At 65.1% G+C, this 12709-nt stretch carries 12 protein-coding genes; all 12 read right to left on the reverse strand.

Annotation, left to right across the window (positions count from 1 at the left end; genetic code table 11):
* Positions 1–62: 62 nt before the first annotated feature.
* Positions 63–1160: a M14 family metallopeptidase gene (locus tag ACEN8I_RS02875; RefSeq protein ID WP_413326081.1), complete on the reverse strand. Its 1098-nt coding sequence runs from the start codon at positions 1158–1160 to the stop codon at positions 63–65.
* 23 nt (positions 1161–1183) lie between these two features.
* Positions 1184–2392 carry a M20 aminoacylase family protein gene (locus ACEN8I_RS02880; protein WP_413326083.1) on the reverse strand — a complete coding sequence of 403 codons (1209 nt, stop codon included), beginning with the start codon at positions 2390–2392 and terminating at the stop codon, positions 1184–1186.
* 78 nt (positions 2393–2470) lie between these two features.
* Positions 2471–3487 (reverse strand): ABC transporter ATP-binding protein, encoded by a 1017-nt coding sequence (locus ACEN8I_RS02885; protein ID WP_413326085.1) that lies wholly within the window; start codon positions 3485–3487, stop codon positions 2471–2473.
* On the reverse strand, positions 3484–4461 hold the full coding sequence (locus ACEN8I_RS02890; RefSeq protein ID WP_413326087.1) for an ABC transporter ATP-binding protein: 978 nt from the start codon (positions 4459–4461) through the stop codon (positions 3484–3486). The genes ACEN8I_RS02885 and ACEN8I_RS02890 overlap by 4 nt, the downstream gene beginning before the upstream one ends.
* A 14-nt stretch (positions 4462–4475) precedes the next feature.
* Complete coding sequence (locus ACEN8I_RS02895) at positions 4476–5393, reverse strand: ABC transporter permease (RefSeq protein ID WP_413326089.1); 918 nt, start codon at positions 5391–5393, stop codon at positions 4476–4478.
* Positions 5394–5637: 244 nt separating this feature from the next.
* Positions 5638–7221, reverse strand: coding sequence for an ABC transporter substrate-binding protein (locus tag ACEN8I_RS02900; RefSeq protein ID WP_413326091.1), 1584 nt, complete (start codon positions 7219–7221; stop codon positions 5638–5640).
* An 89-nt stretch (positions 7222–7310) separates the two neighbouring features.
* Positions 7311–8291 (reverse strand): ABC transporter permease, encoded by a 981-nt coding sequence (locus ACEN8I_RS02905; RefSeq protein ID WP_413326093.1) that lies wholly within the window; start codon positions 8289–8291, stop codon positions 7311–7313.
* 190 nt (positions 8292–8481) lie between these two features.
* Complete coding sequence (locus ACEN8I_RS02910; RefSeq protein ID WP_413326095.1) at positions 8482–9882, reverse strand: TAXI family TRAP transporter solute-binding subunit; 1401 nt, start codon at positions 9880–9882, stop codon at positions 8482–8484.
* A gap of 33 nt (positions 9883–9915) precedes the next feature.
* Positions 9916–10218 (reverse strand): copper-binding protein, encoded by a 303-nt coding sequence (locus ACEN8I_RS02915; protein ID WP_413326097.1) that lies wholly within the window; start codon positions 10216–10218, stop codon positions 9916–9918.
* 12 nt (positions 10219–10230) lie between these two features.
* Positions 10231–10707 carry a DUF411 domain-containing protein gene (locus ACEN8I_RS02920; RefSeq protein WP_413326099.1) on the reverse strand — a complete coding sequence of 159 codons (477 nt, stop codon included), beginning with the start codon at positions 10705–10707 and terminating at the stop codon, positions 10231–10233.
* Positions 10708–10745: 38 nt separating this feature from the next.
* Positions 10746–11243: a plastocyanin/azurin family copper-binding protein gene (locus tag ACEN8I_RS02925; protein WP_413326101.1), complete on the reverse strand. Its 498-nt coding sequence runs from the start codon at positions 11241–11243 to the stop codon at positions 10746–10748.
* 42 nt (positions 11244–11285) lie between these two features.
* Positions 11286–12677 carry a multicopper oxidase family protein gene (locus ACEN8I_RS02930; protein ID WP_413326103.1) on the reverse strand — a complete coding sequence of 464 codons (1392 nt, stop codon included), beginning with the start codon at positions 12675–12677 and terminating at the stop codon, positions 11286–11288.
* Between the last annotated feature and the right edge of the window lie 32 nt (positions 12678–12709).

Below are 12709 nucleotides of genomic sequence, written 5' to 3' on the forward strand. Positions count from 1 at the left end.
TTCGTGCTCGGGTGGAAAGACGGCCGCCCGGGTCGGGGCCGCCACGCCTCATTATGTGGCTTTCAGGCCGAGCCCAGCCCGTCCACTGTCTGGAACATGGCCTGGCGCGCCTGCGCGATGATCTGGGTACGCCATTCGTCGGTATCGATATAAAAGGCGTTCATCATCTGGCGTTTGATCGCCGCTTGCACCTCGGGTGGCGTCCCGGGGTGCTTGTGCAGCCAGTGATCGGCGCGCAGGGCGGCGATGATGTCGAGGATGGGCAGTGTGCCGTACTCCATGGCCATGCCGGTGTATTCGGCCTGCGGGCATTCGTCGTACACGGCGGTCCACATCAGTCCGGTGAGTTTTGCCGAGGTGGAGGAACCGTCGTAGAAAGAGGTCACGGGCGTCTCGCCGCCGCCGTCCCACCAGGCGCGTGCACGTGCCAGGACCTTGGCGTCGTTCTCACAGGCAAAAATGCGCTCGCCCAGCCCGCTGGGTCCCAGGCCCGTGTGCAGGTCCATCCAGGCGATGCGCCTGGCCTGCCGCCCGAAGGTGCGTAGCACTTCGCGCAGGGTCTGGTTGCTCCAGGTCGGCGCGGTGCCGCCGAAGAACATGCCGTCGGCATATTCATGCTGCCCTTGCGACACCGCCGCCTGGTAGCGCGCTACGCCGTGTGTGTCGATGTAGGCCGCGATGGATGCCTCGTTCCCGTCCGTGGGCGGCCATTGCGCGGGCAGCAGCAGGTCATGGACCTCGCGGTAGGCCTCGTTGACGGGCAGCGACTGGCCGAAGTCGTGGAAGTTGCGGTTCAGGTCCACATTCTCATGCGTGGTGCGCCGTGCGTACGAGAAGCCGTGGGGATTGAGTGCATGGATGTAGAGCACCGCGACGCCGCCGGCGCGGGCCTTGGCGCGCCACTCGGCATCGCACGCGGCATACACCTGCACGCCCGAGCCGCAATAGCCTTCGACGCCGTGGCAGGCGCTGCTGACGATGAAGAGGTGCTCGGCGTCGGGCGAACCGTCCAGGGCCACGTCCATGGCCAGGGTTTCGCCGTCGCGGCCTTTAAGCGGGTGTTCGTAGGCGCGAAGTGCCATGCCGGCGGCGCCGGCCGCCTCAAGGAATTTGGCGCGCGCAGCCGCGTAGCTGGCCGAAAAAGCCGCGTGTGGGTTCATGGTGATGTTGGCGTGGTCAGGATTCAGGCCCTGGCGGCCGTGCCCAGCCAGCGTGTGGCCAGCTGGACCCAGTAGGTGCCGCCCAGGGGAATGAGGTCGTCGTTGAAGTCGTAGCTCGGATTGTGCAGCGTGCAGGGCCCCTCGCCGTGGCCCATGTCGCGGTGAGCACCGTCGCCGTTGGAGATAAAGCAGTAGGCGCCGGGTTTGGCCTGCAGCATGTAGGCAAAGTCTTCCGCGCCCATGGTGGGCTCCTGCGCCAGCACATTGGCCGGGCCCACGATGTCGCTCATGACTTGGCGCGCGAACTCTGCCTCGGCGGCGCTGTTCACGGTGGGCGGGTAGTTGCGATGGAATTTGAACTCGCAGCGCGCCTCGAAGGCGGCGCAGGTGTGTTCGGCGACTTCCTTCATGCGCCTTTCAATCAGGTCCAGCACCTCGATGCTGAAGGTGCGCACCGTGCCCTGCAGTTCGCAGGAGTCGGGCACCACGTTGGTGGCCTCGCCGGCGTGGATCATGGTCACCGAGATGACGCCCGCGTCCACGGGTTTTTTGTTGCGGCTGATGATGTTCTGGAAGCCCTGCACCATCTGGCAGGCCACCGGTACCGGGTCTATGCCGTTGTGAGGCATGGCGGCATGGCTGCCCTTGCCGCGTATGGTGATCTTGAACTCATTGCTCGATGCCATCACCGGCCCCGCGCTGACCGCGAAGGTGCCCACCGGGGCGCCGGGCCAGTTGTGCATGCCGAAGACAGCCTCCATGGGGAACTTCTCGAACAGGCCGTCCCTGATCATCTCGCGCGCGCCGCCGCCGCCTTCTTCGGCCGGCTGGAAGATCAGGTAGACCGTGCCGTCAAAGTCCCGGTTCTGCGAGAAGTGGCGCGCCGCGGCCAGCAGCATGGCGGTGTGGCCGTCATGGCCGCAGGCGTGCATCTTGCCAGGCTGCGTGCTGGCGTGGGCAAAGGTGTTGAATTCCTGCATGGGCAGGGCGTCCATGTCGGCGCGCAGGCCCACGGCGCGGCCGCAGGCGCCGCCGTCACGCCCATGCACGATGCCCACCACGCCGGTGGTGCCCATGCCGCGGTGGATGGGGATGCCCCAGGATTCGAGTTTTTTCGCGACCACGTCGGCGGTGCGCACTTCCTGGAAACACAGCTCGGGGTGGGCGTGGATGTCGCGGCGCACGGCTGCGATGTCGGCCGCTCCGGCCAGGATGGAGTCAATGATTTTCATGGCGATGCCCCTAAAAGTACATGGTAACCAAGCCGGTTGCGCTTTGCATGACGGTGCCGAGTTCCCGGTATTTGTTCCCTAAATCCTGCCCTCTTCAACCGCATGGCAGGCCACGCGAACGCCTTCGAACTGCAGGAACTCCGGCCGTTCGCTGCGGCAGCGCGCGTCGGCGTGCGGGCAACGCGGGTGGAAGGTACAGCCGCCCGGCGGATTCAGCGGATTCGGCACCTCGCCCGAGACCGGCGTGCGGGCGCGGCCGGTGTCGTGCATCTTGGGGATGGCGTCCAGCAGCATGCGCGTGTAGGGATGGCGCGGCCTGTCGAACAGGCTGTGCTTGTCGGCCAGTTCTACTAGGCGCCCCAGGTACATCACGCCGACCTGGTCGCTGACATGGCGCACCACCGCCAGGTTGTGCGAGATGAAGAGGTAGGTCAGGCCCCGCGTGCGCTGCAGGTCCTTCATGATGTTGAGCACCTGCGCCTGCACGCTCACGTCGAGCGCCGAGGTGGGCTCGTCGCAGACCAGGAATTCGGGCTCGGTGGCCAGGGCGCGCGCGATGGAGATGCGCTGGCGCTGCCCGCCCGAGAACTGGTGCGGGTATTTGGTCATGTCCAGCGGCGACAGGCCCACCGACCTGAGCAGTTCGCCCACGCGTTCCTTGAGCGCGGGGCCGCCCTCCAGGAGGCCGTGCTCACGCAGCGGCTCGGCGATGATGTCCTCAATCGTCCAGCGCGGGTTCAGGCTGGCGTAGGGATCCTGGAAGATCATCTGGATCCGGCTGCGCAACTGCCGGCCGGCCGGCGTCTTGAACACCGCATGCGCGTCCTGGCCGTCGAAGTTCAGGCCGCCGCGCGTGGGCTCATACAGGCCCACCAGCAGGCGTGCCACGGTGCTTTTGCCGCAACCCGATTCACCGACCAGCGCCAGTGTCTTGCCTTTTTCAATCTCGAAACTCACACCGTCGACGGCTTTGAGCAGCAGCCGGGGCTTGCGCTCCAGCACACGGTTCAGCCAGGGCGGCGACACGTCGAAGGTCTTGGCCAGGTCATGGGCCCGGACCAGCGGAGCCTCCACGTTTTTTGCCGTGTCGCTCATACCGCCACCCCCGCATGCGCGTCATGCAGCCAGCAAGCGGCGCGTGTGGCGCCGGCCGGCATCAGGTCCGGCCTGTCCTGGCGGCAGCGGTCAAAAGCCTTGGGGCAGCGCGGGTTGAAGGCGCAGCCCTGCGGGATGGCGTTCAGGCGCGGCATGGCGCCGTCGATCTGGTAGAGGCGCTCGCGCTCCACCGTGATGTCGGGAATCGCCGCCATCAGACCCGCGGTATAGGGATGCGAGGGGTGGTTGATCACCTGATGCACCGGGCCTATCTCGGCAATGCGCCCCGCATACATCACGGCCACGCGGTCGCAGGTCTCGGCGATCACGCCCATGTCGTGGGTGATCAGCATCACGGCGGCGCCGCGCTGTTTGCAGATGTTTTTGAGCAGCGTGATGATTTGCGCCTGGATGGACACGTCGAGTGCGGTCGTCGGCTCGTCGGCCACGATCAGCTTGGGCTCGGCCGCCAGCGCCAAGGCAATCACAACGCGCTGTCGCATGCCGCCCGAGAACTGGTGCGGGTAGTGGTCTATGCGCTGCGCGGCCGCCGGTATGCCGGTGTCGTTGAGCAGCTCAATGGCGCGCGCCCTGGCCTCGCGCGCCGTCACCGGCAGGTGGGCCTGTATGGTTTCCACCAGTTGCCGCCCTATGGTGTAAAGCGGGTTCAGCGAGGTCAGCGGGTCCTGGAAGATCGCGCCTATCTTGCGCCCCCGGATGTGGCGCATGCGCTCATGGGGCAGGTTGTCGATGCGCTCGCCTTCGAGCAGGATCTGGCCGCCGGCCACGCGCCCGGGCGGCTCCAGCAGGCCGATGATGGCGGCGCCGGTCAGCGACTTGCCCGCACCCGATTCACCCACAACGCCGAGGATTTCGCCGGGCGCGATGTCAAAGGAAATGTCGTCCAGCGCGCGCAGCGTGCCGCGTCGGCCGGGGAATTCGACCACCAGGTTCTTGATTTGCAAAAGACTCATTTTCTGACTCGTCCTTACCTGAGGCGCGGGTTCAGCGCATCGCGCAGCCAGTCGCCCAGCAGGTTCACGCTCAGCGCGATCAGCACCAGCATCAGGCCCGGGAACACGGTGATCCACCACTCGCCCGAAAACAGGTAGTCGTTGCCCACGCGGATCAGCGTGCCCAGCGAGGGCGAGGTCGGCGGCGCGCCCACGCCCAGAAAGGACAGCGTGGCCTCGGTGATGATGGCGGTGGCCACCTGGATGGTCGCCAGCACCAGTACCGGCCCCATCACATTGGGCAGCACGTGGCGGCGCATGATGCGCAGCGGCGCCACGCCGGTGACGCGGGCGGCCTGCACATATTCCTTGCCGCGCTCCACCATGGTGGAGCCGCGCACCGTGCGCGCGTACTGGACCCAGCCCGACTGCCCCATGGAGATCGACAGGATCAGCACGCCCATGGCGAGCAGCTGGCTGGCATTGGGAAACACCGCGCGGCCCACGCCCGCGATCAGCAGCGCGACCAGGATGGGCGGAAACGAGGACATCACGTCGCAAACCCGCATCAGGGCCGAATCGATCCAGCCGCCCCTGAACCCCGCAATCAGGCCCAGCGACACGCCGGCCAGCATGGACAGGATGACCGAGGCCACGCCCACGACCAGCGAAATGCGCGCGCCGTACATCAGCGCCGACAGGATGTCGCGCCCCTGGTCGTCGGTGCCCAGCAGGTATTTGGAACTGCCCTGCGCATACCAGGCCGGCGGCAGCCGCGCGTCGCCGAGCTCCAGCGTGCTCAGGTTGAAGGGGTCGTGCGGCGCCACCCAACCGGCGAACACCGAGCAAAAAATGCAGACCAGCGCAATGGCGGCCGCCACCATCGCCACCGGCGAGGTGCGAAAGCTGTGGCCCACATCACTGTCCAGCCAGCGCGCAAGGGTTTTTTTCATCAAAAGAAGGCGCAATCCGTATTAACTAGAGGCGAGTAAAGCGAGTCCTGTGCCAGCAACAGCGCGGAACCGGCTTTGCCGGGCCGCAGCTGTTGTCCCCTGTAGGGGAGAGGCCGTTACGCGAAGCGAAAAGGCAACAGGGGGGAGGTTACTCCTCAGCGCGGAACCGGCTTTGCCGGGCCGCGGCTGTTGTCCCCTGTAGGGGAGAGGCCGTTACGCGAAGCGAACGGCAACAGGGGGGTGCTTATTTCTTTATAGTCATCCACTTGAAGAACATGAAGTTGTCGGCCAGCTGGACCAGCTCGACCTTCTTGCTCGTGCCCCAGGCCAGCGACTGCTGGTGCAGCGGCAGGTGGCCGATGTCGGCGCCGTGGATGTCGAAGGCTTCCTTGATCAGCGCGTTGCGCTTGGTCTTGTCGGTTTCCGACTGGATCTTTTTGGTCAGCTCGTCGACTTTGGGGTTGCAATAGGCGCCCAGATTGAACTGGCCGGCGCCCTTGTCGTCCACGCAGGCGACCAGCGCATTGAGCGCGTTGTGGGCGTCATAGGTGGCCGGCGTCCAGCCCAGCATGTAAAAGCTGGTGTCGCGGCGCAGCACCTTGGGGAAGTAGGTTCCCTTGGTTTCGGCCTGCAGGTTGATCTTGACGTTGATGCGCGACAGGTTGGCGGCCACGGCCTGGCAGATGCGGCTGTCGTTCACGTAGCGGTCGTTCGGGCAGTTCATGGACACTTCAAAGCCGTTCGGGTAGCCGGCTTCGATCATCAGTTTTTTGGCGGCTTCCGGGTCGTAGGGCAGGCGCTTGTTCTGCTCTTGCTGGAAACCGTTGATGCCGGGGCCTATCAGCAGCGCCGTCGGGCTGGAAGCGCCGCGCATCACGGTTTTCTTGATGCCGTCGATGTCGATGGCCTGGTAGAAGGCCTGGCGCACGCGCTTGTCCTTGAAGGGGTTCTTGCCCTTGACGTTCGAGTACAGCAACTCGTCGCGTTTCTGGTCCATGCCCAGGAAGATGGTGCGCAGTTCGGCGCCGACCAGCACCTTGGTGCCGGCGTTGCCGTTGACGCGGTCTATGTCCTGCACCGGCACGGGTTCCATCACGTCGACCTCGCCCGACAGCAAGGCCGCGACGCGGGTAGCGTCGTTGCCGATGGGCGTGTAAATCACTTCCTGGACGTTGCCCTCGATCTTGCCCCAGTAGTTGCCGTTGCGGACGAAGGTGGTGCGCACATTGGGCTGGCGCTCGCGCACGCGGTAGGGGCCGGTGCCGTTCGCGCGGAAGGAGGCCGCGTTCTCTATGCCCTTGCGGCGGTCCACCGGCCGGGTCGCCTGGTTGGTTTCGCACCACTTCTTGCTCATCATGTAGACCAGCGAGATCACGTCGGGCAGGATGGGGAAGGGCGTCTTGGTTTCGATCTCGACCACGTGGTCGTTGATCTTGCGCACTTCCTTGAAATCGTTGGTGTAGCTCTTCATGTCCGAGCCTTCGGCCTGCGTGCGGTTGAAGCTGAAGACCACATCGTCGGCCGTGAACGGCGTGCCGTCATGGAACTGCACGCCCTTGCGCAGCTCGAAACGCCACACGGTCGGCGAAGTCTGTTTCCACGAGGTGGCCAGGCCGGGCGCTAGGCTCAGGTCCTTGTTGCGGATGACCAGGCCCTCATAGGCGTTGCCGGTCACGCTGAGCTGCAGCGATTCGTTGAGCGAGTGCGGGTCCATGGACAGCGAGTCGCCCTGGTTGGCGACCCTCAGGGTCTGCGCGGATGCGACAAAAGAGGTGGCCGCGAAGGCGCACAGGACGCTGGCCGAGAGCAGGGTTGACTTGAAATTCATCGGGGACTCCTTGTGGAAGGGATGAGGGCTTGCGGGAAAAAACGGAAGAAAAATGAAGGGGGCGTTGGGGGTTGCGCGGGCCCGCGGCCTCAGTGGCCGGCGGGGTTGCCTATGCGCAGCCTGGGATCCACCGCGAAGTACAGCAGGTCGACGACCAGGTTGATCACCACAAAAATCAGCGCGATCAGGCACAGGTAGGCTGCCATGACCGGGATGTCGGCGAAGGTCACGGCCTGGATGAACAGCAGGCCCATGCCTGGCCACTGGAACACGGTCTCGGTGATGATGGCAAATGCGATCAGCCCGCCCAGCTGCAGGCCGGTGATGGTCATCACCGGCACCAGCGTGTTTTTGAGTGCGTGGCCGAAGTGGATGGCGCGGTCGGGCAGGCCGCGGGCGCGCGCGAACTTGATGTAGTCGGTGCGCAGCACCTCCAGCATTTCCGCGCGCACCAGCCGCATGATCAATGTGAGCTGGAACACCGCCAGCGTCACGGCCGGCAGCACGATATGGTGCCAGCCGTCGGCCTTGAAGAGGCCGGTGCTCCACCAGCCTATCTGCACGGTTTCGCCGCGGCCGAAGCTCGGGAACCAGCCAAGGCCCACGGCGAACACCAGGATCAGCAGGATGCCGATCAAAAAGGTGGGCAGTGACACGCCCAGCAGCGAGATCGTCATGAATACCTGGCTCAGGAAGCTGCCGCGGCGCAGCGCCGAATACACGCCCATGGGAATGCCGATCAGCAGCGCCATGAAAGCCGCCACGAGGGCCAGTTCCAGCGTGGCCGGAAAACGTTCGGCGATCAGCCGTGAGACCTTGGCGCCCTGGCGCAGGCTCAGGCCGAACTCACCCTGCGTGGCGTTCATGAGGAAGTGCCAGAATTGCACGATGAAGGGCTTGTCCAGGCCCAGGTCGGCGCGCAGCTGGGTGATCTGCGCGGGTGAGGCGTCCTGCCCCAGCAGGAACACCACCGGGTCGCCGACATACTGGAACAGCATGAAGGCGATCAGGGCGACCACGACCATCACGATCACGGCCTGGATCAGGCGGCGCAGAATAAAAGCAAGCATCGGCCAAAGAAAAAAGTATCGGGCGATACTAGCAGAGCAAATGATATGCCGACACAGGGGTTTACTTTAGGGTTAAAGAAACAACGCGTGCCCCGGAAACGCTTTGCGCGGCCCTGTTGGCGCCCCAAACAGGGCCCGGCGCGCCCCTTTCAGGTGCCGCCCGCCCGTCCCAAAACGGCGGGTCGGCCCGCTAAAGCCGCTGCAGCTTCTTGCGCACCAGGTGAATATTGCCGCGCAGCGCGTACAGCTCGTCGGTGTAGGACAACGGCACCGTGATTTTTTCGGCCCGGCGTTCCAGGTCGTTGAGTTCTTCCAGCAGGGCCTCGTTTTTGCTGCTGTTGCGGTCGCTGTCGCCGCTGCCGTCCACGCGGTTCTCGATGTCGCGCAGCCGGCCGTACCAGCGAAAGATGCGCGAACGCACGCGAAAGGCGTAGAGCGGCGGGATGATGCGCGACAGCGGCAGCATGATGGCGATGATGATGCCCATCACCAGCCACATGCGCTCGACCAGGTTGGCCACCCAGAAGCGCAGGTAGCGTTGCAGCACCGGCGTGCCGTTCTTGATGGCGCGTTCGGCCTCCTTGGAAATGGGCAGCTCGCTGTTGTCGCGGTTGGGGTATTCGCGCGCGCTCTTGAACCAGCCGGCCCCGCCGTGGATCTCGTTGCCGGCCTGGGCCAGCAGCTGCTGCAGGGCGGGATGGGTGGTGGTGCGCGTGATCAGCGAGGTGGTGGATGCCACCAGGCGCACGTCGTCGGGCGGGATGTTGGCGGCCAGGTCCACCACGCCGCGCGGCAGGCGGGTCGGTGTCAGGAAGGCGAAACGCCTGGAGTAGGCCTCGCTCTGGGCGAAGTTCATCAGCTTCACGCCGGGCGTCTGCAGCAGCATCTGCACCATCAACGATTCGGGCGCGGACGCGAACACGATGGCGTCCAGCTCGCCGCCCAGGAAGGCCACGGTGGCGGGCGTCTGCTCCAGCCGGGATATCTTCAGCGACGCCGGGTCAATATGGTTGCTCTCCAGCAGCTTGGCCATCAGGCTGGGAACGCCGCTGCCGGGCGTGCCGGTGTTGACGCGCAGGCCCTGCAGCTGTGTGAGCGAACTCAGGCTGGCGTCTTCGGCCGGATCGGCCTTGCCAGCAGCCTGGCTGGCCTTGGTTTTGCCAGCCCGCGCCGCCGCGGCCACCTTGCGCGCGGCGTCCTCGCGGTAAAACAGCCAGAGCGGCTCCACAAAAAGGCTGCCGAGCGATGCCAGGTCCTCTTCATCCTGCTCGGTGTAGTCGCTGGTGCCGCCCTGGACAAAACCCACGTCGACCTTGCCCTCACGCAGCAGCTGCAGGTTGGCGGCCGAGCCTTCGGAGGGCTGCAGCACCACCGTTATGCCTTCGGCCGCCAGCGCCTTGGCATAGCGCTTGCCGAATTCCTCGTAGGCGCTTTGCGCCGGGCCGGTGGCCAGCGTCACGCGCTTGGGCGGGTTTGGGTCCAACCACCAGTAGGCCAGCGCCAGCAAGGCAAAGGCCAGCACGATGAAAGGCCCGGCCGAGGCGGCCAGGTCGCGCAGCGACAGCAGGGTGTAGCGTATGGCTTTGGGCATACGCCAACCTTAGCATGCGCCGCGGGCGTTTCGCTACGGCGCTTTTTTGTCGATCGCCGTCACCGTGAACTGGCCGTCCACCTTCTCGGCCTGGAAGCCGATCTTGTCCCCCGCGCTGAGCGACTCCAGCAGCTTGGGGTCGCTGACACGGAACACCATGGTCATGGGCGGCATCTCCAGGTTTTTGATCTCGCCGTGCTTGATCGTGAGCTTGCCGGCTTCCTTGTCGACCTTGCGGATTTCGCCTTCGGTCAGCGGCGCCGCGGCTTGCGCCAGGGCCGCCGAGGCGGCCAGCGCGGTGAGGAGGGTAATAAGTGCCTGTTTCAAATGTTTCATGGGGATTCCTTTTCAACTGCGGTGATAGCTTTGGTAAACACGGTTGCTGCCGTCCTGGAGGACCAGCAGCACGTCATACGGGTCTTTGCGCCCGCCGTAGAGCGGCGCATCCATGCCCGGCGAGCCCACCGGCATGCCGGGTACGGCCAGGCCGACGGCTTGCGGCGCCTCCTTGAGCAGGCGCTTCACCTCACGGGCAGGCACGTGGCCTTCGAGCGCGTAGCGTTTGCCCTGCGCGCCGACCTCCGCCGTATGGCAGGAGCCCAGCTTGTCGGGAATGCCCAGGCGTTTGCGCGCGGCCGTGTTGCCGCTGTCATTGACGCGAACTTGAAAACCGTTGGCCTCCAGGTGGGCTACCCAGTCCTTGCAGCAGCCGCATTCGGGGTCTTTCCAGACCTCGACCTGAGGCCGGGTCTGCGCCAGCAAGCCGGTGGCCAGCGCCGGGCTGGCGATGGCTGCCATGGCTTGCATCAGTTGTCGCCTTTTCATGGTGTGCTCCTTGTGTGTGGGGGGAATACCGGCTCCATTCAGCGCGCCACGCTGATCTTGCCCACCATGCCGGCCTGGTAGTGGCCGGCGATCAGGCAGGCGAAGTCGAACTCGCCGGCGCGGTTAAAGGTCCAGACCAGATCGCTCGACTTGCCGGCGGGTATGTGCGCCATGTAAGGCTCGTCATGCTCCATGCCGGGAAATTTCATCATCATGGCGGCGTGCGCATCGAGCTCCGGTTTCGTGCCGATCACGAGTTCGTGCAAAAGTTTTCCCTGGTTGCGGATCACGAAGCGCACGGTCTCGCCCTGCTTGAAGGCCAGCTTGTCGGGCGTAAAGCGCATGTTGTCGTCCATGGCCAGCGTCACGGTGCGCGTGGCCGATTTGGCATCGCCGGCAATGCCCCAGTCCTTTTGTTCCTTCCTGACGGCGGCGGGCTTGCCGGCATGGTCTTCACTGCCGTGGGCAAAGGCGGCGGGCGCCGCCAAGCCGATGGCGCAAGCGGCAACGAGGGTGAGTGCGGATGAGAATTTCATGAGAGTCCTTAAATTAAATGGTGTGGATATGAAGAGAGGGTGTCAATGGCTGCCGTGGCCCGAAGGCTTGCGGATCTGGACTTCGGCCGAAGGTGTGGCGGCTGCGCTGCCGGCCCCGGGGCGTACGGCCTCGGGCAGGGAGCCTGTCCATTCAAAGGCCCGGGTGCCGGGCGGCTGCCGATACCAGCCCGGGTCCTTGTAGTCGCCGGGTTTCTGGCCGCCGCGCACCTTGAGCATGCTGAACATGCCGCCCATTTCGACGCCGCCGTAGGGGCCCGTGCCCGTCATCATGGGCGCGGTGTTGTCGGGAATCGGCATTTCCATGCTTCCCATGTCGGCCATGCCGCGCTCGCCCATCACCATGTAGTCGGGCGCCGCTTTCTGGATTTTGCCGACCAGGCCGCGGTGGTCCACACCCAGCATGGTGGGCACGTTGTGGCCCATGGCGTTCATGGTGTGGTGGCTTTTGTGGCAGTGAAAAGCCCAGTCGCCTTCCTCGTCGGCCAGGAACTCCAGCTGCCGCATCTGGCCCACCGCGACATCAGCCGTCACCTCCGGCCAGCGCGATGCCGGCGGCGTGGGACCGCCGTCGGTGCCGGTCACCGTGAACTCATGGCCGTGCAGGTGTATCGGGTGGTTGGTCATGGTGAGGTTGCCCACGCGTATGCGCACCCTGTCGTTCCTTCGCACCACCAGCGGGTCTATGCCCGGGAAGATGCGGCTGTTCCAGCTCCAGAGGTTGAAGTCCAGCATGGTCATGATTTTGGGTGTCATGCTGCCGGGTTCTATGTCATAGGCGTTGAGCAGGAACACGAAGTCGCGGTCCACCTCGGCGATCAGCGGGTGTTTCTCCTTGGGGTGCGTCACCCAGAAGCCCATCATGCCCATGGCCATCTGCGTCATTTCGTCGGCATGCGGGTGGTACATAAAGGTGCCGGGCCGCCGCGCGATGAACTCGTAGACAAAGGTTTTGCCCACCGGGATGGCCGGCTGGTTCAGCCCGGCCACGCCGTCCATGCCGTTGGGCAGGCGCTGGCCGTGCCAGTGGACGGAGGTGTGCTCGGGCAGCTTGTTGCTCACGAAGATGCGCACGCGGTCGCCTTCCACCACTTCGATGGTCGGGCCGGGGCTTTGGCCGTTGTAGCCCCACATATGGGCCTTGAAGCCGGGTGCCATTTCGCGCACCACGGGCTCGGCCACCAGGTGGAATTCCTTGACGCCGTTGTTCATGCGCCAGGGCAGGGTCCAGCCGTTGAGGGTGAGGACGGGGTTGTAGGGCCTGCCATTGGGCGGCATGAGCGGCGCGGCGGTGTTGGCATGCGCCATGGTCGCCGGCTCGGGCAGCGCGGCCATGGCCACCTTGCTGACCGAGGCGGCGGCCACGGCGCTCATGCCTGCCGTCGCCGCGCGGTTGAAAAAATGTCGTCGATTCATGAAATGTCCTTGAAGATCCAGTGATGAGGGCT

The organism is Polaromonas sp. CT11-55, assembly GCF_047303325.1.
Classification (GTDB): Bacteria; Pseudomonadota; Gammaproteobacteria; order Burkholderiales; family Burkholderiaceae_C; genus Polaromonas.

What these genes read in the sequence shown, in the direction of transcription:
- ACEN8I_RS02875 (WP_413326081.1), bottom strand. Translation starts at nt 1,160, where the DNA reads ATGAACCCACACGCGGCTTTTTCGGCCAGCTACGCGGCTGCGCGCGCC.
- ACEN8I_RS02880 (WP_413326083.1), bottom strand. Translation starts at nt 2,392, where the DNA reads ATGAAAATCATTGACTCCATCCTGGCCGGAGCGGCCGACATCGCAGCC.
- ACEN8I_RS02885 (WP_413326085.1), bottom strand. Translation starts at nt 3,487, where the DNA reads ATGAGCGACACGGCAAAAAACGTGGAGGCTCCGCTGGTCCGGGCCCAT.
- ACEN8I_RS02890 (WP_413326087.1), bottom strand. Translation starts at nt 4,461, where the DNA reads ATGAGTCTTTTGCAAATCAAGAACCTGGTGGTCGAATTCCCCGGCCGA.
- ACEN8I_RS02895 (WP_413326089.1), bottom strand. Translation starts at nt 5,393, where the DNA reads ATGAAAAAAACCCTTGCGCGCTGGCTGGACAGTGATGTGGGCCACAGC.
- ACEN8I_RS02900 (WP_413326091.1), bottom strand. Translation starts at nt 7,221, where the DNA reads ATGAATTTCAAGTCAACCCTGCTCTCGGCCAGCGTCCTGTGCGCCTTC.
- ACEN8I_RS02905 (WP_413326093.1), bottom strand. Translation starts at nt 8,291, where the DNA reads ATGCTTGCTTTTATTCTGCGCCGCCTGATCCAGGCCGTGATCGTGATG.
- ACEN8I_RS02910 (WP_413326095.1), bottom strand. Translation starts at nt 9,882, where the DNA reads ATGCCCAAAGCCATACGCTACACCCTGCTGTCGCTGCGCGACCTGGCC.
- ACEN8I_RS02915 (WP_413326097.1), bottom strand. Translation starts at nt 10,218, where the DNA reads ATGAAACATTTGAAACAGGCACTTATTACCCTCCTCACCGCGCTGGCC.
- ACEN8I_RS02920 (WP_413326099.1), bottom strand. Translation starts at nt 10,707, where the DNA reads ATGAAAAGGCGACAACTGATGCAAGCCATGGCAGCCATCGCCAGCCCG.
- ACEN8I_RS02925 (WP_413326101.1), bottom strand. Translation starts at nt 11,243, where the DNA reads ATGAAATTCTCATCCGCACTCACCCTCGTTGCCGCTTGCGCCATCGGC.
- ACEN8I_RS02930 (WP_413326103.1), bottom strand. Translation starts at nt 12,677, where the DNA reads ATGAATCGACGACATTTTTTCAACCGCGCGGCGACGGCAGGCATGAGC.